Raw genomic sequence first — 24,725 nt, 5'->3', positions numbered from 1 at the left:
GTGTACAATGCAATTGAAGCTTTTCATTACAGCCGCCATGGCCGTCTTTTTCGATATTTCGATAGCCTTGCTGGCTGCGGCCGCCCAATCCGACGCACCAAAGCCGCCGCATGTCGAGTTCATCACCGTCCCCGCCGGTCAACTTCATCTTGGCATGACGGAGCAGGAAGTGATCCGCATCATGGGCGAACCAGCCCGAGTTGTAGGTTACGATGCCGGCGGGATCAGCCGGCGAAAGCTCGAGTTCTTTGGAGCGATTCCCAGCACGGTCACCCTTTCGGACGGGAAAGTGTCGCACGTCAAGTTGGACGTCTTTCAAGTCGAAAAGAGTGACCTTCCCCTGATCAGCCGAAAGGCTTGGCCGGGCATGGCGAGCACCGCCGTGCGACGCTCATTCGGAGAGCCGAGCCGCATCTGCCATTACACCTTTTTTGGTATCAAGCTGGATCAATGGGTGTACGATATTCTTGGCGAACCGGAAGTGAGCGTATTCTTCGCCGCCGACCGGGTGATCGCCAAGACGCTCGGACGACACATTCCGCAAGACATCTTTCAGGTTCGCCTGCCTGCAGTACCTCAGCCGCGCGACTCGTTCGAGGGACCACGGGCGGGCATGGCGATTGCCGATGTCCAAGCGCTTTATGGCGAAACGAAGCTGCATGTCGACTATGTCTTTAATAGCCAGCCCGCATCGCGTGTCATCGTCGAGATACGTGCAAAGGGATCGTTTGCCGCCTTCACCTTTGTAGATGATCGATTGGTCGAGTTCGAAGACTTGGGACGCCTGCCTGACGAGGTGTTTCAAGCCGGCTGAGGGATTAGATCATGATCCGATTGGACGGAATCGGATCATGATCCAGCAGATATCCCAAGATGCCCGTGCCCACTTCGCTTTTTGACCTCCGACGGATATCTCGGCCGTCAGTTTCGGCCAGATCTGCCGTGCCGGGCTCCGCATACGGCCTCTTTTGGCTGGGCGCGAGATCGTGTACCCTCCTTTGCTTAGAGCTGCCTTTCGAGACGGGATCTGCCGACGTCTCCGTTAGAGCCGAATGGGCGGCGAAAGATGCTGTCGGCAAGCATCGCATCTTCCTAAAACCGACACTCCTTTTATGCCGGTCTCTCACTGAGCATTTGCAGTGCGCACGACCGCGCCGCGGTGATTGCGCCAAAACAGCTATTTCGACCCAAAGGAGAGAGCGCCATGAGACCGAATTTGGGAACGTTCGTCACAGCGCTATTGGCAAGCACCTTCGCCACCGCGGCCTGGGCGCAAGGACTTGGCCGCGTGCACTTCGAGACCTCGTGCACGCCGCAGGCGCAAGAGAAATTCGATCGCGGCCTGGCGATGGTGCATTCATTCTTTTATCCGGACAGCATCCAGGTTTTCACCGACGCGGCGACCGCCGATCCGCAATGCGCCATTGCTTACTGGGGCATCGCCATAAGCAGCCGTCCCAATCCATTGATCCTGCCGCTCACCGCCACCGCTTTGAAGAGTGGATGGGAGGCCGTGGAGAAGGGCAAGGCGATCGGTGCCAAGACCGAGCGCGAGCGCGACTGGCTCAACGCGATCGAAGTTTACTACAAGGACTTTGACAAGGTCGATCAAACCAAGCGCGGGCTTGCCTACGAAAAGGCGATGGAAGCGCTGATGCAGAAATATCCGGATGATCCGGAGGCAGCCGTTTTTTATGCGCTCGCCCTCAACGAGACGGCCCTGCACAGCGACAAGACCTTCGCCAATCAGCTCAAGGCCGGCGCGATCCTTGAGACGGTCGAGGCGAAGCTGCCGGAGCATCCGGGCGTGCTGCACTACATGATCCACACCTATGATTACCCGACGCTTGCGCAGCGCGGTCTTGATGCCGCCAACAGATATGCCGAGGTCGCCCCCGCGTCTCAGCATGCCCAGCACATGCCTTCGCACACCTATTCAATGCTCGGGATGTGGACGCAATCCATCGCATCGAACACGAAATCGCTGGCGCTCGCCGAAGCGCAAGCCGCCAAGCTCTGGCCTGGGGCGGCACATCCAGGCCAGCCGCACCATCTGGATTTCATGGAGTACGCCCTGCTGCAAATGGGACAGGAGGGGCCGGCCAAGCAGCTACGCGACGAGAGCAATGCGATAAAGAAGCTCGGGTTTGACTACCTCGCCAGCTATACCGCCCTTGCCGCGGTGCCGGCGCGCTTTGCGTTGGAACGTCAGGCATGGACGGAAGCGGCAGCGCTTGAGCCGAGAGGCAGCCAATTTCCACAGGCGGAGGCCATCACCCATTTTGCCCGCGCCATGGGATCGGCCCGCAGCGGCGACCTTGCCGCTGCCGAGCGCGAGGTTGCCAAACTTAAGGAGCTTCACGCTGCGCTGGACAACGCAAGTCAGTCCTATTGGGCGAGCCAAGTCGAAATCCAGATGTTGGCTGCATCGGCCTGGATTGCGCAAGCCAAGGGGGAGAAGGAGAGGTCGCTGAAGCTGATGCGAACGGCGGCAGACCTGGAGGATGACAGCGAAAAGCACATCGCGATGGAGAACCGGCTGTATCCGATGCGGGAATTGTTGGGTGACCTGCTGATTCAACAGCAGCAACCGGGAGCAGCGCTGACGGAGTACGAGACGTCGCTGGTGTCGGCGCCCAATCGGCTTCGCAGCTTGTACGGTGCAGCCACCGCGGCGAAGGCGATAAATCAGCCGGAGAAAGCCGCGCGCTATTTCCGGAAGCTTGCCGAGATGACGAAAGACGCGGACACGGATCGGGTGGAGATCAGCGAGGCCAAGGCATCCTTGATGCAGCAGTAAGACTAACGAGGCAGAGAATGAATAGAACGGTTGCCGCGCGCAGATGTGCGGCAGCCGACTAACCGGCATAACGACCATGATGCGATCAATCCTAATCGCCGCCGTGATGGGCGTGATGACCGCGGTGGTGGCGGCGTATCTCCTGACCACATCCGGTCGGCATGATCAGGTGAAAGCCGCTCGCGGAGACGGTGCCAAGTCCGAGGCGGCGCTCGCGGTTGACGCCTGGCCGATCTGCTCGACCATGGGATCGATGGTAGAGACTGCGGATTGGGCGGTGCTCGATCCGGATTTCGCGGCCGGGAAACGAGCGATCGTCGCGAGCGAGTGGAACGAAGCAATCAAGGCGCTTACATCAGCTGCGCTCCGCGACGCCCGCAATGCCGATATTCAGAACTACCTTGGTTACGCCTATCGGCGCCTGCGGCAGTTCGATCCGGCAATCCGGCATTTTCAGCAGGCGCTGGCGTTAAATCCCCGGCACCGCAGCGCACATGAACATTTGGGTGAAGCCTACTTGACCCAAGGTGATCCTGCCAAGGCCAATGAGCATCTCGCGGCTCTCGAACGGATCTGCCTGATGCAATGCAACGAATATGACGATTTGAAGCGCATCATTGCAACGTACGACAAAGTCGCGAAACGCTGATCGACCTCGATTTGTTCGCGGCCAGCAACATGGCCGAAGTGCTAAAAGAGACATTCCGTCCACGCACACAGGGGAAGCAGCCATGGCGTCGATCACGGCAATTGCCAAGGATTTCTTTGCCGCTTGCGAAACTGGAAAGGGTTGGGAGATCTGCAAGATCTACTGTGCCCCAGATGCAAGTTTCGCCGCTCAGGCCGAACCGCTTGCCGATATCAAGACTCTTGCGGAATATACTGACTGGATGAAGGGGGTAATGACCACTTTGCCGGACGGCAGCTATCAGGTGAAATCCTTCGCCACCGACACCGAACGAAACAACGTCGCAGCCTATGCCGTCTTCTCGGGCACCCATACCGGCCCCGGTGGTCCATGTGAGCCGACCGGCAAAAAGACGAATTCGGATTACGTCTACGTGATGCAATTTACTGGCGACAAGATCAGCCATATGACGAAGATATGGCATTCAGGCTTGGCACTGAAGGAACTGGGATGGGTTTGAGCGGCCGCGTTCACATGATCGCGCCGACTTATGAGGCTCGTTGACCAACTGCTCCAGCGTCGCTTGAGCAATGCGCGATTTGTCGATGCCACCCCGAGGGTCGAGAAACATGCTTTTTCGACCCCGTGAAGCGAGCTTGTCAAGAATTTCGCCGCGGCGCTGGGACGCAGGAAGAAGCGGCCATGGTCTGTCGCGCATGCCTTCGCGGGCTCGCTTCGCGCTAACGTTGTCGCCCCACCCGCGCCCTTAAGGCTGGATACAATCGTCCGGCATTGCTGAAACAAAGACTCTGCAAATCATCCGCGTCGAACTGTGGATATCCGGCTATGTCATCGAGCGCCGGCGCAAAGCTGGACCGCGGCATCAGAGGAAAATCAAGGCCAATTAACAATTGAGAGACCGGAACGAGCTTTAGAATCGCCAATAGTTGAGCCTCGGACGTAGCGCCCGTTAAGTCATAATAGAATGAGGCAAGACCGTCCTTCACATCCTGTGGGGAAAGTTCAAGCAGTCCGGGTCCCACTCCAAACGTGTGTTCAAGTATCTGAATCCTTGACGCGAGAAATGGAATTGTGCCGCCGCCGTGTGTCGCAATGATTTTGATGTCTGAGAAGCGTTTCTTGGTGCCGGTCACGACCAAGTTCGTGACCATGCGCGTGGTATCAAACACAAATTCAAGCACGCTCGGGTTCAAGCCATTCAGCACCGGCTGTGACGCCTTCGTGAACGTGGGGTGCGCAAACAGGGTTGCGCCCCGCCGATCCAGCTCTGCGAACCAAGGATCAAATAGCCGGTCGCCGAGATACACGTCATTGATGCTTGTTGACGTCGCGACACCGTCCATTTTCAGTGTATCCAGCGCATACTCAATCTCGGCCGACGCTGCCTCAGCGTCCAAGCCGGGTATGGTGGCGAGCGCTCCGAATCTGCTTGGATATCGCGAGACAATGTCTGCCAAGGTTTCGTTTATTCGTCTCGAGATATCACGTCCATCGTTGCCCGTTGCGTAGTTGGCCGCATCCGGGATTGAGAGAATGCAAGCGGCTATGCCGTGTTCCTGCATAAAAGATAGCGCGCGTTCGACCGACCACTGAGGCATCTTGTCCGGCGAGCCGACGGGTAATTTTTTGCCAATAGGCAGAATGGGATGCGAATGAACGTCGATGATGTTTCGTAAGCTGCTCACCGAAAACCTGCCTCATCGCTGATTGCGGCTATCTGGACGAAGTATCGCCCCAACGCTGCGTCACATCGTAAAGCGTCTCGGCATATCCGCCAGTTGTCGCCGAGCACCCGATTGTATTGCTTTTGCACAAATGCTGTTGCTGAATTATTTCATTTGCTCGGACCAATCGTTTCATCGGTCATACGCCGCAAGCAAGCGATGGTGCGATTGACGAGTTTCTGACGCGCAGAACCGGATTTGTCCGTACAGGCGCTAGCCGGTCAGGAATTTCGCCGCGGCGCTGGGGCGCAGGAAGAAGCGGCCGTGCGAGGCGGCGGCGAGCGACATGATCGCGCGACCGGTCATGTCCGGCCTGCCGCGCGCGGCTTCGCGCAGGCTTGCCTCGCCGGCGGCGCGCTCACCCATCTCCATCAGGCAGATGCCAAGATTGGCGCGCGTTGGCGCATCATCCGGGCACAGCGCGAGCGCGCGGCGGAAGACATCGACGGCCGCGGCGTAGTCGCCGTCCAGCACCATCACGCGCGCGAGTTCGGCCAGCACGTCGGGGCGCGCAGGCGCGGTAACCGCGGCCTGCTGCAGCAACGCACGCGCCTCGGCGCGCTTGTTGCGGCCGATATAAAGCGTCGCCAAACGAAGTTGCAGCTCGACGATTCCAGGCGCGAGCGCAAGACCTTGTTCGAGCGCGGCGATCGCCTCGTCGATCTTTTCGCCGGATGCGAGCTGGCCGGCATATTCAAGGAAAGCCGGCGGGAACGCAGGCCGTCGCGTGATCGCCTGGCGCAGGAGAACGAGCGCGTCGTCGCGCCGGCCGGTGGCTGCGAACGCCGCGGCGAGCAGGGTCTCGGCTGCGGGGTCGTCGCCGCGACGCGAGGCCTTCTGCAGCGGAATGATCGCCTCATCGAAGCGGTTCTGCAGCATCAGCGCGCGGCCAAGCAGCGCCGCAGCCGCCACGTTGCCGCGGTTCGCCTTGAACACCGCTGCCGCCAATCGCTCGGCCTCGTCGGGCCGCTGCATCTGCAGCGCCAACGCGGCGCGTTGCAACGTCTGCTCGGCGACGCCGGGTCGTTCAGGCTTCGAAGACAAGTGAGATGTTCGCTCGTTGCAATTATATCACAAGTGCCACGCATGTCTTACACGCAAATGCGTTGTTATCAAACTGTTACATGCAGACTCCAGATTGCCGCGAACCGCAGGTTTCAGGGGACTGGTGGTGAAAGTTGAATTGTTGAGCCATGCGAGCAAGCTCGCATTGGTTGTTGCTGCGTCATCTATCGCGTTTGGTTCTGCCTTAGCTGCAAGCTTCAGTGTGCCGCCGGACGATCCGGCGACCGCGACGACGGTCTCAAACAATGATACCGGTTTTGTCGCGGATGGAAGCACGCTCTCGGTCATCGGGACGGCGATCACATGGACCACCGGGCTTACTTCGCCCGGCGTGGTCATCACCAACGATGGCACGATTTCCGCGACGTCGCGCGGCATCGATACGTCCAACAGCGCGATCAGCGGCAATTTCGCGCTGATCAACAACAAGGATGCGCTGTTCACATCGTCCAACGATGCGTTCCGGATCCAGAGCGGTCTCACCAGCGGAACGGTCAAGGTCGACAATTTCGGGACCATCCAGTCGACGAACAACGGTCGCGTGTTCGACTTCAACTCGGTCACCTCGAATACAGCGGTGTTCTCGATCACGAACGAAGCCGGCGGTACGCTCAAGGCGCTCGGCAATGACGTGATGCGGATCGGTGCGGGTACCACCACCATCACCAATTCCGGATTGATCGACGCCTCCGCCCGCGCGATTCGCGCGAATACGAACCTCGACAATGTCACCTCGCTCACGATCGTCAACAATGCCGGTGCGACCATCCAGTCGGTTGACGATGCCATCCAGATCAACGGTTCCGGCAGCACCAATTCGAGCACGAGGGCATCGTTCTCGATCGACAACGCCGGCACCATCAAGTCGGCGACCGGCCAGGCGATCGACTTCGACAACCTGACCTCGACCGCTGCAACGGTCACGATCACCAACCGTGCCAGCGGCCTTATCACTTCCGATAATGCCGACGCGATGCGGCCGGGCCAGAATTTCACGGTCTACAATTACGGCCAGATCGTCGCCAATTCGACGCCAGAGCCGACGGACCGTCCCGGCGCCGACGGCATCGACCTGCAGCTCGGGCATAGCGGCACCGTCTACAACTACGCGGGCGGCCTGATCTCGGGCGCCAAGAGCGGCACCGCTGGCGACGTCGGCAGCAACATCACAGTCTACAACGAGGCCGGCGCCACCATCATCGGCCGCGACGGCTCGGGCGTCGGGTCCGGCGGCAATGCTGTCGTCACCAACTACGGCACCATCACGGGTGCGATCGATACCACGTCGGCGCGCGGCGACGGCGACGGCATCGATGTCGACTTCGCGCTCACGCTGACGAACTACGGCACCGTCCAGGGCACGGGCGCGAAAGGCGCGGATGATGGCCACCGCTTCAACAACAGCGAAGGCCTTGCGATCGGCGGCGGCATGATCCGCAACTACGGCACCATATCGGGGGCCGCTGCGGGTATCGTCGTCAATAATGATTCCAATCCCGATGGTTCGCGCAGCGGATCGGCCGCCCTTGATCTGATCAACTATGCCGGCGGCATAATTGTCGGCAACAACAGCTATGCAATCCGTTCCGAGAACAAGACCGGTACCGCCGCCGACAAGGACACCATCGTCAACTACGGCACCATCATCGGCAATGGCACGATCCCGGACCCGAACGGAACGACGCTGCTGCAGAACGGCAATCCCGATCCCGGTTCGGTCGGCACGCTCAATGGCGTGACCTATACCGGCACCGGCTCGACCCGCTTCATTCGCGGCGACGGCGCGGCGATCCAGACCGGCGAGGGCGATGACGTTCTCTCCAACTACGGCGTGATCATCGGCAACTCCGGCCGCGCCATCAGCATGGAAGGCGGCAACGACACGCTCAATCTGTACGGCGGCTCCAGCATCGTCGGCCGGATCGACGGCGGCGTCGGCACCAACACCATCAACCTGTTCGGCCCGGGCTCGGGCACGCTGTCGAACGTCATCAACTTCCAGGCGTTGAACGTGCAGGGCGGCAGGTGGACCATCACCGACGCACAGACCTATCAGAATGGCACCGGCGTGTTCGCCGGCGCAACCTTGCTGGTGAACGGCGCGCTGGCCAGCGACGTCACGGTCAATAATGGTGGCACGCTCAGCGGCATCGGCAGCGTCGGGAGCACCGCGGTCAGCGGCGGCGTCCTCGCTCCGGGCACGGCGACATCAGGCACGCTGACGGTGCAGGGCAGCCTCAGCTTCACGGCTGCCTCGATTTATCTCGTGCAGGTCGACGGAGCGGGCGCCGGTCGAACCAACGTCACCGGCACTGCGACACCGGGCGGCGCGGCGGTGAATGTGTCCTTGCTCAGTTCGTCCCTGCAGAAGCACTACACGATCCTGAACGCGAGCGGCGGCGTCAGCGGCACCTTCGCTTCATCAGTCACGACCAACCTGCCTTCGGTCAGCGCCGGCCTGAACTATGACGCCAACAACGTCTATCTGGACCTGGCGCTCAACTTTGCGCCCACCTCCGGCCTCAACATCAATCAGGCCAGGCTGGCGAACGTGCTGACCGGCTTCTTCAACGCCGGCGGCAGCATCCCCGCCGCTTTCGGCGGCCTAACGCCGGCTGGGTTGACGCAGGCTTCAGGCGAGACGTCGACCGGCTCGCAGCAGACCACCTTCAACGCGATGAACATGTTCATGGGGATCATGACCGATCCGTTCATCGCCGGACGCGGCGACAATGTATCTCCATCGCCGGGCGCCTCGCAGTTCGCCGATGATGATGCCGAGGGCGCGAACGCCTATGCGTCGGCGCGGAAGCGTGGATCGCGCGCCGAACGCGCTGCCTATGCCGCCGTGTACCGCAAGGCGCCACAGCCCGCGCAGGCCTTGCAACGCTGGAGCGTCTGGGCGGCCGGCTTCGGCGGCTCGCAGACGACCGACGGCAACGCCGCGCTCGGATCGAACAACACGTCCAGCCGCATCTACGGCGCGGCTGTTGGCGCCGACTACCGGATCGCGTCGAACACGCTTGTAGGCTTCACGCTCGCCGGCGGCGGCACCAATTTCTCGGTCGCCAATTCGCTCGGAAGCGGCCGCTCCGACCTGTTCCAGGCTGGCGTCTTCGCGCGCCACGACGTCGGCGCGGCTTATGTCCTGGGCGCGCTCGCCTATGGCTGGCAGGACATCACGACCGATCGCACCGTGATCGGCGCCGGCCTCGATCGATTGCACGCTGAGTTCAACGCCAATGCTTACTCGGGCCGCGTTGAAGGCGGTTATCGGCTGCCGACGCCGTGGATCGGAGCGGTCACGCCTTATGCCGCCGCACAGTTCACGACGTTCGATCTCCCGGCCTATGCCGAGCAGGTCGTGGCCGGTGTCGGTGCGTTCGCCTTGTCCTACGGCGCCAAGACCGTCACGGCGCCGCGCAGCGAATTGGGCGTGCGAACCGACAAGTCTTTCGCGATACCGGATGCGGTGCTCACCTTGCGCGGCCGCTTTGCCTGGGCGCATGATTTCAACACCGATCGCAATATCGCTGCGACCTTCCAGGCGCTGCCCGGCGCGTCCTTTGTCGTAGGCGGCGCGGCGCCAGCACATGATGCCGCGCTCACCACTGCGTCTGCCGAATTGAACTCGATGAACGGCTGGTCGGCAGCCGCGACCTTCGAGGGTGAATTTTCCGACGTCACGCGCTCCTACGCCGGCAAGGGCGTGGTGCGCTATAGCTGGTAGAAATCACGGCAGCGCCCGGCGGGAGAACCGCCGGGCGCAAGTCCAATCCAGGTTTCCAGGGAAAGCCTACAACAGGCCAAGCACAATCGCGCCGACAAAGGCGAGCGCAACATAGGCGGCGACGACGCTCAGCCGGCTGACGAGAAGACTCATAGCCATCGAGAACGCTCCCAGCGTTTGCGCCTGCCCGCATAGAACGCGCGAATTTACCAAACCGTTCCCCGCCGAAAAAGCCAGCGATGCTGTCCGTCCTGCTTGAGGCCTCCGGGGCCGGTGACGGTATGGTTAAAGATGTGTAAAAACAACGCGTTGAAGAGTCCTTAAATAAATTAGCCGAACCTGCCGCGCATGACGCGTGGAGTTCGTTTGTATCTCGTCGGCTCCGTCGTCCTCGTTTCGCTGGCAGGTTGCGGTCGCGGTTTCTTCCAGGCCGAGCGTGAACCCTGGCGGGCCGAGGCCGAAGTCGCTTGCCTGAAATCCGGAGCCGTGAAGGAAGGGCCGGACCTCGTGCGCATCGACCCGATCTCGGGTCCCGGCGCGTGCGGTGCGCAATTCCCGCTCAAGGTCGCAGCACTCGGCGAGAGCGACCAGAGTTTTGGTTTCGCCGACGATCTGCGTCCGCCGGCCGATATCGGCTCGAGCCGCAGCCAGCCGCGCTGGCCGATCGCACCGCAACCGGCGCCGCGGCCGGCTCCTTATCCGAATTCGGCCGCGGGCCAGCCCGGCTATGGTGCGCCGTCGAACGGGCCGATTTCGCTGAACGCTCCCGGCGTCGCGCCGCAGCAGGACGACATCGATTTGCCGGCGGAGGGCACGCCGGAACCGCCGGGCGGTCCGGTCTATGGCGCGCCGCAAGGCTATCCGCAGCGCGACCGCGGTTCCGCACCTTATTCCCCCGCTCCCTATTCGCCATCGCAAGGCGCCGCCGCGCCACTGCCGCGGCTCGGGCCGGAGCGCGGCAATCCCGTCACCGCGGTCGGCCCGGTCACGCTGAAGCCGACGGCGACGCTCGCCTGTCCGATCGTCTCCGCGCTCGATCGCTGGCTTGCCGATTCCGTGCAGCCGGCAGCGACGCGCTGGTTCGGCGCGCGCGTGGTCGAGATCAAGCAGATCTCCGCGTATTCCTGCCGCGGCATGAACGGCAATCCGAGCGCGCATATTTCCGAGCACGCCTTCGGCAATGCACTCGACATCGCCGGCTTCACGCTCGCCGACGGCCGCCGCATCTCGGTGAAGGATGGCTGGCGTGGCTTGCCGGAAGAGCAGGGATTCTTGCGCGACATCCAGGGCGCGGCCTGCCAGCAGTTCAACACCGTGCTGGCGCCGGGCTCCAACCGTTTTCACTACGATCACATTCACGTTGACCTGATGCGCCGCGCCAGCCGCCGCGTCATCTGCGAGCCCGCCGCCGTCTCCGGCGAGGAGATCGCCGCCCGCGCCAACTCGCGCAACCCCTATGCCTCGCGCGACCCCAATGTCACGGGCTCGCTCGGTGGCAAGAAGTCCTCCTGGTTCAGCCGCAAGCCCAAGGTCAACGAAGAAGACGAATTCACCGACGAGTAGTCTTTGCGCGCTTGTCGGAGGGATAGCAGGCCGCGACAGTGCAGGATCGCTGACATCCGATGCTGCCCCATCCTTTCGTTGTTTGCCGGGCGTCCGGCCCCCCCGCCCGGGTGATCTACGCAGGATAGGCGATTGCGCGATGAGACAATTTGCGCAACATGAGGCATGGCGTCGCGTGTCTAAGGCGGCACGGACGCGATAAACGACAATAAAGGCCGGCAAAGGCTGCATCATATCGGGGGAGGCGGCATGGAGGTGACGCGCAGTCTGAAGCGGCGATCGCCGTGGCTTGCGCGCAGCGTCAATTCGCTCGCGGGGGCTGCGATGTTCGTTGCCCCGCTCCTTGCGCTGGTTGCGATCTGGGCTGTCGTCGTCCCGCTGTTCGATATCAATCCGCGCGTCTTCCCCTCCGTCGGCGCGGTCGGTACTGCCGCGATGGAGTCCATCCGCGACGGCACGCTGTTTGCCCATATCGGCGCGAGCCTGCTGCGCGTCGGCCTCGGCACGCTGATCGGCATTATCACCGCCGTGCCGCTTGGGATCGCGATGGGCGTGAGTCCGACGGTCGCCGCGTTCCTGACGCCCTTGTTCCGCTTCTTCTCCGTGCTCGCCGGCATCGCCTGGATTCCGATCGCCACGCTCTGGTTCGGCTATGGCTTCGGCGCCATCGTCTTCGTGATCTTCAACGCCGTGTTCTTCGTCGTCGCCTACAACACGCTGCTGGGCGTCAAGACCATCCCGCACACCATACGCAATGCCGCAAGCTCGCTCGGCGCCGGCCGCTGGGCGCTGCTGACGGAAGTGCTGTTGCCGGGCGCGCTGCCGAACATCGTCACCGGCGTTCGCACCGGGCTCGGCTTTGCCTGGCGCGGCCTGATCGCGGCCGAGATGATCGCGACCAATGTCGGGCTCGGCTACATGCTGTTCGTCGCCCGCGATTTCTACCGCACCGAAGTTATCGTGTTCGGCATGATCGTGATCGGTGTGCTGTGGCTCCTGATCGACCGTCTGCTGCTGGTCCCGCTGGAGCGTGCGACCATCGAGCGCTGGGGCATGGTGAGGCGCGCATGAATGTCCTCTTGCAGTTCTGGAGCGGTTACGCACGGATGACGCGGCGCTGGCCGGCACTCGCGGCCATCATCCCCTTCATTCCGGTCGTCGCGCTGTGGAGCGCGGTCGCCGCCGCCGGAATTTTCCCGCGCGCGTTCTTCCCCGGCCCGGTCGATGTCGCAAACTCCTTCGTCACGCTAACCTACAAGGGCATCCTGCCGGACTATCTCGGCGACAGCCTGATCCGCCTGTTCACCGGCGCTGCAGTCGGCATGGCGCTCGGGATTCCGCTTGGGGTGTTGATCGGCACCAGCCGCTGGGCGCATCGCATCTGCTGGCCGATCCTTTTGTTCTTCCAGGCGATCGGCGACATCGCCTGGCTGCCGATCCTTTTGATCTGGTTCGGTTTCGGGCTCACGACGATGACTTTCGTTATCGTCTATACCGTGCTGTTCCCGGTGGTGCTCAACACCGTGCTCGGCGTCGAATCCGTGCCGCGCGATCTCGCGCGCGCCGCCCGCAGCCTAGGCGCTTCGCCGGCGCGCGTGCTCTGGGAGGTGACGCTGCCCGGCGCGCTGCCCAACATCATCACCGGCCTGCGCAACGGCCTCGGCTATGGCTGGCGCGCATTGATCGCGGTGGAGATGATCGTCGGCACCAGCGGCATCGGCTTCATGATGTTCGATGCCCGCCGCTCCGGCTCCACCGTCGAGATCCTGCTCGGCATGATCATTCTCGGACTGCTCTGGTACATCGTGGACGCCTGGATCCTCGCGCCGCTCGAGCGCGCGACCGGCCAGCGCTGGGGATTGGTGACATCATGAAGACGCTCTCGCTCAAGAACCTCGCAAAAACCTATTTCGATCCGTATGCCGGCTCGCATGTCAACGCCGTCCACGACGTCTCGATCGACGTCGAGCAAGGCGAGTTCGTCTCGCTGGTCGGCCCGTCCGGTTGCGGCAAGACCACCATCCTCAACATGATCGCGGGCTTCATTCCCTATACTGGCGGCGAGATCCTGCTCGATGGCAGGCCGGTCAAGGGGCCGGGCCCCGAGCGCGGCGTCGTGTTCCAGTCGTTTGCGCTGTTTCCCTGGAAGACCGTGCTCGACAATGTCGGCTTCGGCCCGAAGATGCGCGGCGTGCCGAAGGCCGAGCGCGACCGCATCGCGCGCGAATATCTCGTGCTTGCCGGCCTCTCGCATGCGGCGCACCGCTACCCCAATGAATTGTCCGGCGGCATGCAGCAGCGCGTCGGCGTGGTGCGCGCGCTCGCCAACAATCCGGATGTGCTGCTGATGGACGAGCCCTTCGCCAGCGTCGATGCGCAGACGCGCATGACGCTGCAGGAAGAGCTGACGCGGATCTGGCAGGAGCGCAAGCCGACCGTACTTTTCATCACCCATGACGTGCCGGAGGCGGTGTTCCTCGCCAACCGCGTCGTCGTGCTTTCGAAGGGGCGCGTCCTCGACCAGATCGGGATCGACCTGCCGCGGCCGCGGGTCTGGGATGATCTGGTCAAGGACGACAAGTTCAAACAGCTCTCCGCGCGTGTGCTGCAGATGGTGCGCGCCGCATGAGCCTCGTCGCGCAAGCCTTCCGTTCGACCAAGGGCCGCATCGTGCTCGGCGTCATCGCCGCCTGGGCCGGCTTTCAGCTTTGGCTGACCTTAGCTGCGCCGGGCAAGATCTCGCCGGAGCTCGCCGGCACGTCCGAGAAGGTCAATGTGCAGATCGAGCTGCCGTTCACCCCCGAGCGCTTCCACGTGCTCGCATTCCAGCAATATGGACGCGTCTCGGGCACCGACGAGCATTCGATTGAATTACGTGGCGTCAAACGAACGGACCTCAACGCCGTCGCTCGGCCGTACTGGGTGACGGCGGTGGGGCCGATAAAACCGGGAGGGTAGGAGAATGAAACGATTATTGCTGCTCGCGCTGGCGTTCGCGCTGGCGTGGACGCCGTCGGGCGCACAGACGCTGACCAAGCTGAAGGCCGGCATGGTCACCGGCATCGACCAGATCGGATTGCCGATCGCGCTCGAGCGCGGCTTCTTCGAGAAATACGGCCTCGATGTCACCATCGCGCGGCCCTATGCCACCGGCGTCGACGCCCTCAACGCGCTGCAGGCCGGCGAGAGCGAGATCGTGCAGGTCGGTGTGCCCATGATCGGCGCGGTGCTGCGCGGCATGGATCTGGTCGCGCTGGGCAATTACAGCGGCAACGCCACCAAGGCCGGCTCGGATGCGACCATGGCGATCGTCGCGCGCGAAGGCTCAGGGATCGTCAAGGGCGACCTTGCGAGCCTGAAGGGCAAGAAGATCGCGGCATCCTTCGGCACCATCAACCACCTCTATATCCTGGGCATCCTGGAGAAGGCCGGGCTGAAGCCGGAGGAGGTCACCTTAGTGAACACGCCGCCGCCGGACATGACGGTCGCGCTGCTCGCCAAGGGCATCGACGCTTTCTCCGGCTGGGATCCGTGGCCGATCGTGGCGGGCAAGGATGTGCCTGGTGCGGTCGAGATTATCCGCGGCGGCGACGTGATCTCCTATCTCGGCTTCAATGTCGCGCTCCGCCCATGGGTGCAGGCCAATGGCGACACCATCGAGAAATTCCTCGCTGCGGTCTCCGAAGCCGACCAGTGGATGCGCAAGAACCCGAAGCAGGCGGCACAGGTCGCCACCCGCTGGATCCCCGGCCTCAAGCAGGAAATCGCCGAAGCCGCGATGCAGTTCAACATCCAGCAGGCGGACCGTCGTCTCTCGGCGAACAATTATCGCGCGCTCTACAGTGCCGAAGACCGTCTGTCGCGGCTTGGGATCATCAAGGCGACCTTCGATGTCAACAAGCATATCGAGCCGAAATACATCCTGAAGGTGATGAAGGATCACCCCGAACTCTTCTCCGACCTGCCGCCAATCCCGGAGGCCGCGGCGATCGGTCCGGGCTACGTGTTCAAGCCGTAAAGGTATCTCCGATGTCATTCCGGGCTCGATGCTTCGCATCGCCCCGGAATGACAGCTCTCGGTGATTGCGAACAGGGACGACTGAGAGAGTGGCGACCGCAGTCTATCTCCTCACCCTGAGGAGGCCGCGTAGCGGCCGTCTCGAAGGGCGAGGCCACAGGCGGGGCCTCATGGGTTCGAGACGCGCTGCGCGCTCCTCACCATGAGGGGCAACACCGGCATCGGCCTCTCACGCCGCTTTCCGATACGCCGCCAGGAACACCTTTGTCGCGCTGTCCACCACCGTGGCGATCTGATCCGGCGATGGTGAAGGCTTGGCCTGGAAGATGAAAGCCTGGAACAGCGTTGCCTGGCACATCTGCATGAATTGCCAGGCGGCGAGCTCGAAATTATCGATCACGAGGTCGCCGTGCCCGGCGCGCGCTTCGAGATAGGTCGCAAAGCGCTTGACGTTGCTCGCGATCACCTGTTCGTAAAATCGGCTGCCGACCTCAGGCATCCGCTCGGCGATCGCCATCACCGTGCGGATCGCCGAGCCGCCCCCCGGCCTGCACAGCAGGGCGACATAGGCGCGTCCGAATTCGGGCAGGGTGATATCGACGTCGCGCTGGGGATCGAAGTTGAAAGCGGTCTTGCTTTGCTCGATCTTCTCTTCCTCGACGATCGCCTCGAACAGCCGGCTCTTGTCGTCGAAGTAGACGTAAAGCGTGCCCTTGGAGACCCCGGCGGCGCGGGCGATCTCGCCCATGCTGGCGCCGTCGAAACCAAGCTCCAGGAACACCTTGCGGGCACCGTCGAGAATCTGTCGCCGCTTCGAGGAGTCCTCCTCGGCAACGATCTGAAGAGGGGATGTATGGCTTGCAACCATTGGTTTTGCCTCTCGGAGAACATTTCAATCCGGGTACTATCCGGAAGGGATTTTCTCCTTAGGGTTCCTCCAAAACAATGTAGCTTGACCGAACCGTTCGGTCAATGATAGATGTAAAGACACGATGCCGCACCGGCCGCAGGGCCTCGCTTGCGTCGTGACGGGTAAATGAGGAGTCCGGCTATGGCCGCGGCGAGAGATCAGGCTGCACGCGTCGTTCGCTCCGAGCCGGAGGTCGAGGGCGAGTCCGTGCGCAACACATCAGCTCAGCCAGCAGAGCAGCTTCGTGGCCCCGCTGCTGAAGAAGCCAAGCGCCGGCCTTCCGAAACGCCGGCCGCGCCTGCACCGGAGCAGCCGGCAGCGCCAGCCGCCGCCGCGCCAAAACCCGCCAAGCGCAGATTCGTCATGATGGGTGTGCTCGGCCTGCTCGCGCTCGCCGCCGTCGGCTATGGCGTCTATTGGTTCGTGGCCGGCCGCTTCTACATCTCGACCGACGACGCCTATGTGCGCGCCAACAACTCGATGCTCGGCGCGCGTGTCTCCGGCCATCTGGCGGCGATCCTGCCTGCCGACAACGCGATCGTGCGCGCCGGCGAAGTGATCTTCCGGATCGACGACGGCGACTACCGGATCGCCGTCGACGCGGCGCGCAGCAAGATCGCCACCCAGCAGGCGACCATCGAGCGCATCGGCCGCCAGGTCACCGCGCTGGAAAGCGCGGTCGAGCAGGCCCAGGCACAGCTCGCGTCCTCCGAAGCGAACCTGAAGCGCGCCGGCCTCGATTTCGACCGCCAGCAGGCGCTGAGCACCAAGGGCTTTGCTTCGCGCGCCACCTTCGAAGTCTCCGAGGCCAGCCGTGACCAGGGCGTCGCCGCGGTGAAGTCGGCGCAGGCTGCCTATGACGCTGCGCGCGACAATGTCGAGGTGACCAAGGCGCAGCAGAACGAGGCCCGCGCCACGCTCGCTGAACTGCAGACCCAGCTCGCCAAGGCCGAGCGTGACCTCGATTTCGCCACGGTGCGCGCGCCGGTCGACGGCACCTTCTCCAACCGTCTTGTCAATGTCGGCGACTTCATCCAGGTCGGCCAGCGGCTTGGCAATGTGGTGCCGCTCGACGATGTCTTCATCGACGCCAATTATAAAGAGACCCAGCTCAAGCGCGTCCGCCCGGGCCAGCCCGTGACGATCTCGGTCGACGCTTACGGCCACCGCAAGTTCAAGGGCGTGGTTGACAGCATTTCACCGGCCGCAGGCTCGGTGTTCACCTTGCTGCCGCCGGACAACGCCACCGGCAATTTCACTAAGATCGTGCAGCGGCTGCCGGTCCGCATCCGCGTGCCGAAGAGCGTTGCACGGCAGAACGTGCTGCGCGCGGGCATGTCGGTCTACACCACCGTGGATACAAGCGAGGGCGCTGTGGATGCGGACAATGATGCCGATCTCGACGCACCGATGATGATTCATCCGCAGTGATAGTTTGAGTCCGCAAGAAAATCCCGGGCGCAGGTGAGCAGATATGGCCGACGCCACCACCGCTTCGCCGAACATGATGAACGCCGCGGCCGCCACCGAGCGCATCGAGCCGAAGCGGGTGGTCGCCTTCATCATCATGGTGTTCGGGATGTTCATGTCGATCCTGGACATCCAGATCGTCTCGGCATCGCTGTCGGACATCCAGGCCGGCCTCTCGGCGAGTTCGAGCGAAGTATCCTGGGTGCAGACCGCCTATCTGATCGCCGAGGTCATCGCCATTCCCTTGTCGGGCTTCCTGTCGCGCGCGCTCGGCACGCGGCTGCTGTTTGCGATTTCGGCCTTCGGCTTCACCGTCTCGAGCTTCCTGTGCGGTTTTGCCACCTCGATCGAGCAGATGATCCTCTGGCGCGCGCTGCAGGGATTTCTGGGCGCCGGCATGATCCCGACCGTGTTCGCTTCGGCCTACACGATCTTTCCGCGCTCGAAGTTCCACATCGTGGCGCCGATTATCGGACTGGTGGCGACGCTGGCGCCGACTGTCGGTCCCACGGTGGGCGGCTACATCACGGACCTGATGTCGTGGCACTGGCTGTTCTTCATCAACATCGTGCCCGGCATCGGCATCACCATCGGCGTGCTCGCGCTGATCGATTTCGACCAGCCGAATTTCGCGCTGCTCGAGCGCTTCGACTGGTGGGGCCTCCTGTTCATGGCGGGTTTCCTCGGCTCACTGGAATATGTGCTGGAGGAGGGGCCTCAGTATGAGTGGCTGCAGGACACGTCGGTTGCGTTCTTCGCCACAGTCTGCTTCGTGTCCGCGATCGCTTTCTTCTGGCGTGTATTCTCCGTCGATGAGCCGATCGTCGATCTCAGGACGTTCGGCAACCGCAATTTCGCGATCGGCTGTGTGCTGCAGTTCTGCATCGGCATCGGCCTCTACGGCCTGACCTATATCTATCCGCGCTATCTCGCGGAGGTCCGCGGCTACAGCGCGCTGATGATCGGCGAGACCATGTTCGTCTCCGGCATCACGATGTTCCTGATGGCGCCGGTCGTCGGGAAGCTGATGCAGAAGGTCGACCTGCGCTACATCATTGCCTTCGGCCTCGTTACCTTCGCGCTCGGCTCCTGGCAGATGACCTGGATCACCCGCGACTATGACTTCTATGAACTGCTGGTGCCGCAGATCCTGCGCGGCATCGGCATGATGTGCGCGATGGTGCCGACCAACAACATCGCGCTCGGCACGCTGGCGCCGCATCTGGTCAAGAACGCCTCCGGCCTGTTCAACCTGATGCGGAACCTCGGCGGCGCGGTGGGATTGGCTGTCATCAATCAGGTGCTGAACGACCGCACGGACCTGCACATCTCGCGTCTGCACGATCGGGTGCATTGGGGCAATGCGACGGCGGTCGAGACGCTCAACATGTTCACGGAGCGCATGCAGGGCATGGGCGATGCTGCAATGATGGCGTTGAAGCAATTGTCGCAGATCGTGCATCGCCAGGCGGCGGTGATGGGCTATGGCGACGCCTTCTTCATGCTGACCGTGTTCTATGTCGGCCTCAGTTTTCTGGTCCTGCTGCTGAACAAGCCGTCGGCGGCGGCACCTGGCGGCGGCGGACACTAGGGCGCGTGCTCATAAATCCGGTTCGGAAAGCGCGGCTCGCTGAATGTCCGCTTCGCTCCGAAAGCGTCGCCGCGAAATGACGCGAAGGGCCACTTGTCTGCGAGCGCAAGTAACTAACCGCCGACGAACGTGACCGTCTCGTCGAGCGGGGCGCGGCCCGTACGGGCGTAACTCACCGTGGAGTCCTCGTACCCGATCGACATGCCGCAGAAGAGGATCAGCGCGTCCGAGGGTGACAGGACCTCCGCGACCGTGTCCCGAACCTGCGACCACGCCATCTGTGGGCAACTGTGCAGCCCTTCGGCGCGGAGCAGCAGCATGACGGTCTGCAGATACATGCCGACGTCGGCCCATTGGGGGCGGCCCAGGTCGCGGTCGATGTAGCAGAACAGGGCGGCGGGCGCGCCGAAACAGTTCCAATTGCCGATGGCCGCCCGCTGGCGCGCCTCCCAGTCCTCGCGCGCAATGCCGAGCGCGCTGTAGCGCTCCTTGCCGAAGGCGGATCGGCGCTCCCCGTACGGGGACTTCAGCGCGGGCGGGTACATCTCGTACTGTCGCTCGTCCCAGGGGTCGCCGTGGCACACGCGTTCGACGGCGCGCGTCTTGAGCTCGGCCAGCGGCGCGCCGGTCAGCACGTAGGTGTTCCACGGCTGGATGTTCGATCCGGACGGCGACCAAGCTGCGGCGGACAGCACGCGCTCCAGCACCTCCCTCGACACAGGCTCGTCTTTGAATCCGCGCACCGCCCGTCGGCTTGTGACTGCCTCATATACGTCCATGATCGCACCCTAACCCAACAGCGGTCAGTACTCCCAGGGGCCCGGTACCCAACGAAAGACGTCGCCGTCGAGCGCCACGTGGCAGACGGACGGGAACGACAAATGAGTGGCCACCAGCGACTCGCGGTTCGCCGCCAGCTCCCGCAAAAGACGGACCCGGACGCGGGCCGCCTCCTCGGGGTCGTGTTCGAAGCCGTTGTACCAGTCGGGGTGCTCGAACCCGACCTGGAACACGGCGTCGCCAGCAAACGTCAGCCGGTCGCTGCCGGATGCCAGGCGGACCACGCTGTGCCCGGGGGTGTGGCCGCCAGTGCGTGTGACGAGCACCCCCGGCGCCACCTCGTGCTTCTCCTCGAACGTCCGCAACTGGCTCTGGTACTCGTGCAAGAACCGCTTGGCCGTCCGCCGAAGCGCGTCCGGGAACCCCGGCGGCATGGAGACGTGGGAGAAATCGGGCGACTCCCAGAACTTGGTTTCGGCGGCGGCCACGTGGATCCGCAGGTCCGGACGCAGCCGGTCCCTCACCCCGTCGACGAGCAGCCCGCCAATGTGGTCCATGTGCATGTGGGTGAGCACCACGTCGGTCACGGATGCGAGATCGATGCCGGCGGCCTCCAGTCGCTGAACCGTCCGCCCGGCCCGCGGCAAGTCCGGGAACTCCGCCCCCATCCCAGCGTCGATGAGTATGGTCCGGCCGCCGCTACGCACCACGACCACGTTCAGCGCCCACTCGAGCACGTCCGGCGGCAGGAACATCTCCTCCAGCCAGGCCGCCCGGACGGCCGGGTCAACGTTGTGGCCCAACATCGCGCCTGGCAACGATAGCACCCCATCGCTGACCACCAGCACGTCAATCGCGCCGACCTTCAGCGCGTAGCGCGACGGAACCAACTCGGGCTCCGGTCTACCGTGGATGTACTTCGCGTTCACCTTGTCGGCGCAGTACTTGACCGAGGGCTGTGAGGTGTTGTCCAAGCTCATGTTTGTCTCCTGCTGACTGCCTTGCCTTTCGGGTACTTGGGTTGCCGTAACAGTCACTGTGCGGGCACGACGGCCGGGGCGCCCTTGTCCTTGATCAAGAGCACCAGGAATTTCGCCGGCTGGGTGCTGCTCGCGTTCCGGTCGACGACATGAACATCATCAGGGCCTTCATAGAAGCTCTGTCCTGCTGTCAGTGTCACCGGTTGTCCACCCTTCAGCTGCATCACGACGGAGCCCTCCAACACGTACACAAACGCATGTGCGTTGTGTCGGTGGATAGCGCTCGACCCTCCGGGCGCATGCTCGACTGTGATCATCAGAGCTTCCCTGCCGGGATTCTCCGGAAGATCCTTAGACATGAGTGACGTGACCTTAGGCTCCTGAGCCACCGCCGTGCCGGTCATGAGGCACAGAAGAACCAACGCAACGAGTTTGATCGTCATAGTCGCCTCTTTCGTTCGTTGCCCGGAACCCGCTCGGATGATCATGGTTATCTCCTGTGCTTCAGCTATGAACCGCGTTGCGGCTGAGCCAGTCGTCGAAGCGGATGGAGCCGAGGCGGGGGCGATCGCCGGGCGTCAAGGAGCGGTCGTTCAGCTCGGCTCCGAAGTAGCGCCAGTGCACGTCAGCGATCACCTTGCGCTGGTCGCCGCTCGCAGCCAGGAACTTGCGCGCGAACGTGTCCATCGGGCAGGCTTCCGGGCCCGCAACCTCGACGGTGCCGTTCAGCGGCGGTGCGAGCGTCAGCTCGGCCAGGTTGGCGACCACGTCGTCAGAGGCAATCGGCTGGAACAGCGCGGGCGACAGCCGGACCACACCGCCCTCTGCGCCCGATTTGACGATGCCTCCGACGAACTCGAAGAACTGCGTCGAGCGCAGGATCGTATAGGGAATGCCGGACGCCTTGATCAGATTCTCCTGCGCCACCTTGGCGCGGAGGTAGCCACTGTCGGGACTGCGGTCGCTGCCGACGATCGACAGCGCCAGATGATGCTTCACGCCGGCGGCCTTTTCCGCGGCCATCAGGTTGCGGCCCGAGGTCTCGAAGAATTCAAGCACCGCCTTGTCCTCCCACACCGGCGCGTTCGCCAGATCGACGACGACCTGTGCGCCGGAGAGCGCCTCGTTCAGTCCCTCGCCCGTGATGGTGTTGACGCCGGTATTGGGCGCGGCGGCGATGGCATCGTGACCCTTCTCCTGCAGTTTCTTGACGAGCTTTGATCCGATGAGGCCGGTGCCTCCGATGACGACAATTTTCATGATCTTGCCCTCCAAGGGTGTGCAAGGGAGTGTCCAGGTTGTGTCGTATTCGACGCGGCAAAGGGTGCCGGATCGGCGGCCGGAAAGCCTTGTGGCGGCCTTGAGGCGCGATTGAATTTCGCTTGGGTTTCCGTCCAAGACAGCGGGACAAAAGAGCAAGACGAGCCAAGAAAGCGCCACGCTGTTCCGGCAGTTTCCGCTTGCTTTACCGGCGCGATAACTCGGCCGAGCTTCGGCGATGATCACCGTGCTATCAATGGCTTGCCGGCCATGGCGATGGGCGGCGATGAGAGGGCGACGTGCAGTACGCGTTCGAGGACTACGTGATCGACTCGGACCGGCGGGAGCTCACGCGCAGCGCCGAGCCGATCGCCGTCGGGCCGCAGGTCTTCGACCTGCTGCTCCATCTGGTGCGGAACCGCGAGCACGTCGTCAGCAAGGACGAGCTCCTGGATGCCGTGTGGGTCGGGCGGATCGTCTCTGAATCGACCCTGACCAGTCACATCAACGCGGCGCGCAAGGCCATCGGCGACAGCGGGCAGAACCAGCGCCTGCTTCGAACGATCGCCCGCAAGGGATTCCGGTTCGTCGGCGACGTCAGCGAAATCGCCAGTCGCTCCGCCGCAGTCAGCACCGAGCCCGACGCGCCGGGCAAAACCATCGCAGAGCCGCCGACCCTCCCCGACAGGCCCTCAATTGCCGCGCTCCCGTTCCTGAACCTAAGCGGCGACATCGAGCAGGAGTACTTCACCGACGGCGTGGTAGAGGACATCATCACGGCCTTGTCGCGCATTCGCTGGCTGTTCGTGATCGCACGCAATTCGAGCTTCACCTACAAGGGCCGCGCGGTCGACGTGAAACAGGTCGGCCGCGAGCTCGGCGTGCGCTATGTGCTGGAAGGCAGCGTGCGCAAGGCGGCACACAAGGTGCGCATCACCGGGCAGCTGATCGATGCGACCACCGGGGCGCATCTGTGGGCCGAGCGTTTCGAAAGTGCGCTCGACGATATTTTCGAGCTGCAGGATCAGATCACCGAGGCCGTCGTCGGCGCGATCGCGCCGCAGCTCGAGCGGGCCGAGATCGAGCGCGCGAAGCGCAAGCCAACCGAAAGCCTCGACGCCTACGACTACTATCTGCGCGGTATGGCGCACCTCCATCTGGGATCCAGGGAGTCGATCGACGCAGCGCTCGGTCAGTTCAACCACGCGCTCATGCGCGACCCGAATTTCGCGTCGGCCTATGCGATGGCGGCGTGGTGCTATTTCTGGCGCAAGGTCAACGGCTGGATGACCGATCGCCCAGGCGAGATCGCCGAGGGCGCCCGCCTGGCGCGCCGGGCCGTCGACCTGGGCCGGGACGATGCGGTCGCGCTCACCCGCGGCGGGCATGCGCTCGCCCACCTCACCGATGACGTCGCCGGCGGCATCGCCTTGCTCGACCGGGCGCTCGTGCTCAATCCCAATCTCGCGTCGGCCTGGTTCCTCGCCGGATTCCTGCGGACCTGGAACGGCGAGCCGGACGCCGCCATCGAGCACTTCTCGCACGCCATGAGGCTGAGCCCACTCGACCCCGAGCTCTACCGCATGCAGGCCGGACTGGCGGCGGCGCATCTGTTCGCGGGGCGCTTCGACGCCGCGTCGTCGTGGGCGGAGAAAGCCTTCCGGGAGTTGCCGAGCTTCCTGATGGTCGTCAGTGTCATCGCGGCGAGCCATGCGCTCGCCGGCCGGCCGGACGAGGCGCAGCGCGCGATGAAGCATCTGCGTGAGCTCGACCCCACGCTGCGCGTCTCCAATCTCGCGGATTGGCTCCCGATTCGCCGGCCGGAGGACCTCGCGACCTTCGCAGATGGGTTGCGGAAGGCGGGGCTGCCGGAGTGAGGCGCGCGGTTCTCCGACCAATCATGTGAAGTTGGGGTAGCATAGTCCTGCTGCAGATTTGGCCGGATGCGTCCGAAGCGCATGTAAGGCGAAGCACTGCGGAATTCCCACGCCATTGCACCGCGGCCCTTGTGAAATAATCGAATCCGCGAGCAGCAGTCTTTGAATCAAGTTTGCGCGCTGTCGCTCTAGCGCGAAGACGCGAGCTCACGGCTTTGTCATCTTGCAAATCAGGCGTGACGCATTTATAAGCAGCGCGTTGTCGCTCGAACCGGGGAGATTTGCATGATTTTGGCTTATTCGCAGAT

21 protein-coding genes are annotated in these 24,725 nt (G+C 63.1%); 14 read left to right on the top strand and 7 right to left on the bottom strand.

Translation table 11 applies throughout. The features are described 5' to 3' along the window. The first annotated feature begins 7 nt into the window (after positions 1-7). The 4 genes from OZ411_RS24700 to OZ411_RS24685 all read left to right on the top strand — a co-directional run bounded on the left by OZ411_RS24700 (position 8) and on the right by OZ411_RS24685 (position 3,948). Entirely contained in the window at positions 8-814 is an 807-nt protein-coding gene (locus tag OZ411_RS24700; protein WP_282530038.1) for a hypothetical protein, read from the top strand. 390 nt (positions 815-1,204) lie between these two features. Beyond that, entirely contained in the window at positions 1,205-2,800 is a 1,596-nt protein-coding gene (locus OZ411_RS24695; protein WP_282530037.1) for a hypothetical protein, read from the top strand. Between the two features lie 115 nt (positions 2,801-2,915). Further along, positions 2,916-3,449: a tetratricopeptide repeat protein gene (locus OZ411_RS24690; RefSeq protein WP_282530036.1), complete on the top strand. Its 534-nt coding sequence runs from the start codon at positions 2,916-2,918 to the stop codon at positions 3,447-3,449. 82 nt (positions 3,450-3,531) lie between these two features. Further along, positions 3,532-3,948, top strand: a complete 417-nt coding sequence (locus tag OZ411_RS24685) for an ester cyclase (RefSeq protein WP_282530035.1) — start codon at positions 3,532-3,534, stop codon at positions 3,946-3,948. A gap of 220 nt (positions 3,949-4,168) precedes the next feature. Here OZ411_RS24685 and OZ411_RS24680 read toward each other — a convergent pair whose 3' ends face one another. After that, positions 4,169-5,134 carry an amidohydrolase family protein gene (locus OZ411_RS24680; protein WP_282530034.1) on the bottom strand — a complete coding sequence of 322 codons (966 nt, stop codon included), beginning with the start codon at positions 5,132-5,134 and terminating at the stop codon, positions 4,169-4,171. A 252-nt stretch (positions 5,135-5,386) separates the two neighbouring features. After that, positions 5,387-6,217: a tetratricopeptide repeat protein gene (locus tag OZ411_RS24675; RefSeq protein ID WP_282530033.1), complete on the bottom strand. Its 831-nt coding sequence runs from the start codon at positions 6,215-6,217 to the stop codon at positions 5,387-5,389. A gap of 127 nt (positions 6,218-6,344) precedes the next feature. On the opposite strand from OZ411_RS24675, the gene OZ411_RS24670 reads away from it, so the two are divergent. The 7 genes from OZ411_RS24670 (at position 6,345) to OZ411_RS24640 (ending at position 15,549) form a co-directional block, all read left to right on the top strand. Beyond that, entirely contained in the window at positions 6,345-9,968 is a 3,624-nt protein-coding gene (locus OZ411_RS24670) for an autotransporter outer membrane beta-barrel domain-containing protein (RefSeq protein WP_282530032.1), read from the top strand. A gap of 348 nt (positions 9,969-10,316) precedes the next feature. Next, complete coding sequence (locus tag OZ411_RS24665; protein WP_282530031.1) at positions 10,317-11,531, top strand: extensin family protein; 1,215 nt, start codon at positions 10,317-10,319, stop codon at positions 11,529-11,531. A 249-nt stretch (positions 11,532-11,780) separates the two neighbouring features. Then, on the top strand, positions 11,781-12,602 hold the full coding sequence (locus OZ411_RS24660) for an ABC transporter permease (protein ID WP_282530030.1): 822 nt from the start codon (positions 11,781-11,783) through the stop codon (positions 12,600-12,602). Further along, positions 12,599-13,405, top strand: coding sequence for an ABC transporter permease (locus OZ411_RS24655; RefSeq protein ID WP_282530029.1), 807 nt, complete (start codon positions 12,599-12,601; stop codon positions 13,403-13,405). Before OZ411_RS24660 ends, OZ411_RS24655 begins: the two co-directional genes overlap by 4 nt. Then, positions 13,402-14,160 (top strand): ABC transporter ATP-binding protein, encoded by a 759-nt coding sequence (locus tag OZ411_RS24650; protein WP_282530028.1) that lies wholly within the window; start codon positions 13,402-13,404, stop codon positions 14,158-14,160. The genes OZ411_RS24655 and OZ411_RS24650 overlap by 4 nt, the downstream gene beginning before the upstream one ends. Next, positions 14,157-14,489 carry a hypothetical protein gene (locus tag OZ411_RS24645; protein ID WP_130577548.1) on the top strand — a complete coding sequence of 111 codons (333 nt, stop codon included), beginning with the start codon at positions 14,157-14,159 and terminating at the stop codon, positions 14,487-14,489. Before OZ411_RS24650 ends, OZ411_RS24645 begins: the two co-directional genes overlap by 4 nt. A 4-nt stretch (positions 14,490-14,493) precedes the next feature. Next, complete coding sequence (locus tag OZ411_RS24640) at positions 14,494-15,549, top strand: ABC transporter substrate-binding protein (RefSeq protein WP_282530027.1); 1,056 nt, start codon at positions 14,494-14,496, stop codon at positions 15,547-15,549. Positions 15,550-15,778: 229 nt separating this feature from the next. On the opposite strand, the gene OZ411_RS24635 is transcribed toward OZ411_RS24640, so the two are convergent. Further along, positions 15,779-16,417, bottom strand: a complete 639-nt coding sequence (locus OZ411_RS24635) for a TetR/AcrR family transcriptional regulator (protein ID WP_282530026.1) — start codon at positions 16,415-16,417, stop codon at positions 15,779-15,781. 183 nt (positions 16,418-16,600) lie between these two features. On the opposite strand from OZ411_RS24635, the gene OZ411_RS24630 reads away from it, so the two are divergent. Both OZ411_RS24630 and OZ411_RS24625 read left to right on the top strand, forming a co-directional pair. Further along, positions 16,601-17,890: an HlyD family secretion protein gene (locus tag OZ411_RS24630; protein ID WP_282530025.1), complete on the top strand. Its 1,290-nt coding sequence runs from the start codon at positions 16,601-16,603 to the stop codon at positions 17,888-17,890. Positions 17,891-17,933: 43 nt separating this feature from the next. Then, entirely contained in the window at positions 17,934-19,520 is a 1,587-nt protein-coding gene (locus OZ411_RS24625; RefSeq protein ID WP_130577544.1) for a DHA2 family efflux MFS transporter permease subunit, read from the top strand. A 113-nt stretch (positions 19,521-19,633) separates the two neighbouring features. Here the strand turns inward: OZ411_RS24625 and OZ411_RS24620 are convergent, their stop codons facing one another. The 4 genes from OZ411_RS24620 to OZ411_RS24605 form a co-directional block, all read right to left on the bottom strand. Next, the gene (locus OZ411_RS24620) at positions 19,634-20,299 is read right to left on the bottom strand and encodes a nitroreductase (protein WP_282530024.1); all 666 of its coding nucleotides are present in this window, start codon (positions 20,297-20,299) and stop codon (positions 19,634-19,636) included. A 24-nt stretch (positions 20,300-20,323) separates the two neighbouring features. Continuing rightward, positions 20,324-21,280 carry an MBL fold metallo-hydrolase gene (locus OZ411_RS24615; RefSeq protein ID WP_282530023.1) on the bottom strand — a complete coding sequence of 319 codons (957 nt, stop codon included), beginning with the start codon at positions 21,278-21,280 and terminating at the stop codon, positions 20,324-20,326. 53 nt (positions 21,281-21,333) lie between these two features. Beyond that, on the bottom strand, positions 21,334-21,723 hold the full coding sequence (locus tag OZ411_RS24610) for a cupin domain-containing protein (protein WP_282530022.1): 390 nt from the start codon (positions 21,721-21,723) through the stop codon (positions 21,334-21,336). A gap of 61 nt (positions 21,724-21,784) precedes the next feature. Then, positions 21,785-22,540, bottom strand: a complete 756-nt coding sequence (locus OZ411_RS24605; RefSeq protein WP_282530021.1) for an SDR family oxidoreductase — start codon at positions 22,538-22,540, stop codon at positions 21,785-21,787. Between the two features lie 299 nt (positions 22,541-22,839). Here OZ411_RS24605 and OZ411_RS24600 point away from each other — a divergent pair, with 299 nt between their 5' ends. Beyond that, positions 22,840-24,417, top strand: coding sequence for a winged helix-turn-helix domain-containing protein (locus tag OZ411_RS24600; RefSeq protein WP_282530020.1), 1,578 nt, complete (start codon positions 22,840-22,842; stop codon positions 24,415-24,417). Positions 24,418-24,725: the final 308 nt, after the last annotated feature.

This window comes from Bradyrhizobium sp. Arg237L, assembly GCF_029990105.1.
Taxonomy (GTDB): domain Bacteria; phylum Pseudomonadota; class Alphaproteobacteria; order Rhizobiales; family Xanthobacteraceae; genus Bradyrhizobium.
The sequence above is the reverse complement of the archived record's forward strand: the minus strand, read 5'-3'. Positions and strand labels throughout refer to the sequence as shown.

Bases quoted from the DNA above. Each gene is read 5' to 3' on its own strand.
- OZ411_RS24700 (WP_282530038.1), top strand. From the start codon at position 8: ATGCAATTGAAGCTTTTCATTACAGCCGCCATGGCCGTCTTTTTCGAT.
- OZ411_RS24695 (WP_282530037.1), top strand. From the start codon at position 1,205: ATGAGACCGAATTTGGGAACGTTCGTCACAGCGCTATTGGCAAGCACC.
- OZ411_RS24690 (WP_282530036.1), top strand. From the start codon at position 2,916: ATGACCGCGGTGGTGGCGGCGTATCTCCTGACCACATCCGGTCGGCAT.
- OZ411_RS24685 (WP_282530035.1), top strand. From the start codon at position 3,532: ATGGCGTCGATCACGGCAATTGCCAAGGATTTCTTTGCCGCTTGCGAA.
- OZ411_RS24665 (WP_282530031.1), top strand. From the start codon at position 10,317: ATGACGCGTGGAGTTCGTTTGTATCTCGTCGGCTCCGTCGTCCTCGTT.
- OZ411_RS24660 (WP_282530030.1), top strand. From the start codon at position 11,781: ATGGAGGTGACGCGCAGTCTGAAGCGGCGATCGCCGTGGCTTGCGCGC.
- OZ411_RS24655 (WP_282530029.1), top strand. From the start codon at position 12,599: ATGAATGTCCTCTTGCAGTTCTGGAGCGGTTACGCACGGATGACGCGG.
- OZ411_RS24650 (WP_282530028.1), top strand. From the start codon at position 13,402: ATGAAGACGCTCTCGCTCAAGAACCTCGCAAAAACCTATTTCGATCCG.
- OZ411_RS24645 (WP_130577548.1), top strand. From the start codon at position 14,157: ATGAGCCTCGTCGCGCAAGCCTTCCGTTCGACCAAGGGCCGCATCGTG.
- OZ411_RS24640 (WP_282530027.1), top strand. From the start codon at position 14,494: ATGAAACGATTATTGCTGCTCGCGCTGGCGTTCGCGCTGGCGTGGACG.
- OZ411_RS24635 (WP_282530026.1), bottom strand. From the start codon at position 16,417: ATGGTTGCAAGCCATACATCCCCTCTTCAGATCGTTGCCGAGGAGGAC.
- OZ411_RS24630 (WP_282530025.1), top strand. From the start codon at position 16,601: ATGGCCGCGGCGAGAGATCAGGCTGCACGCGTCGTTCGCTCCGAGCCG.
- OZ411_RS24625 (WP_130577544.1), top strand. From the start codon at position 17,934: ATGGCCGACGCCACCACCGCTTCGCCGAACATGATGAACGCCGCGGCC.
- OZ411_RS24620 (WP_282530024.1), bottom strand. From the start codon at position 20,299: ATGGACGTATATGAGGCAGTCACAAGCCGACGGGCGGTGCGCGGATTC.
- OZ411_RS24615 (WP_282530023.1), bottom strand. From the start codon at position 21,280: ATGAGCTTGGACAACACCTCACAGCCCTCGGTCAAGTACTGCGCCGAC.
- OZ411_RS24610 (WP_282530022.1), bottom strand. From the start codon at position 21,723: ATGACGATCAAACTCGTTGCGTTGGTTCTTCTGTGCCTCATGACCGGC.
- OZ411_RS24605 (WP_282530021.1), bottom strand. From the start codon at position 22,540: ATGAAAATTGTCGTCATCGGAGGCACCGGCCTCATCGGATCAAAGCTC.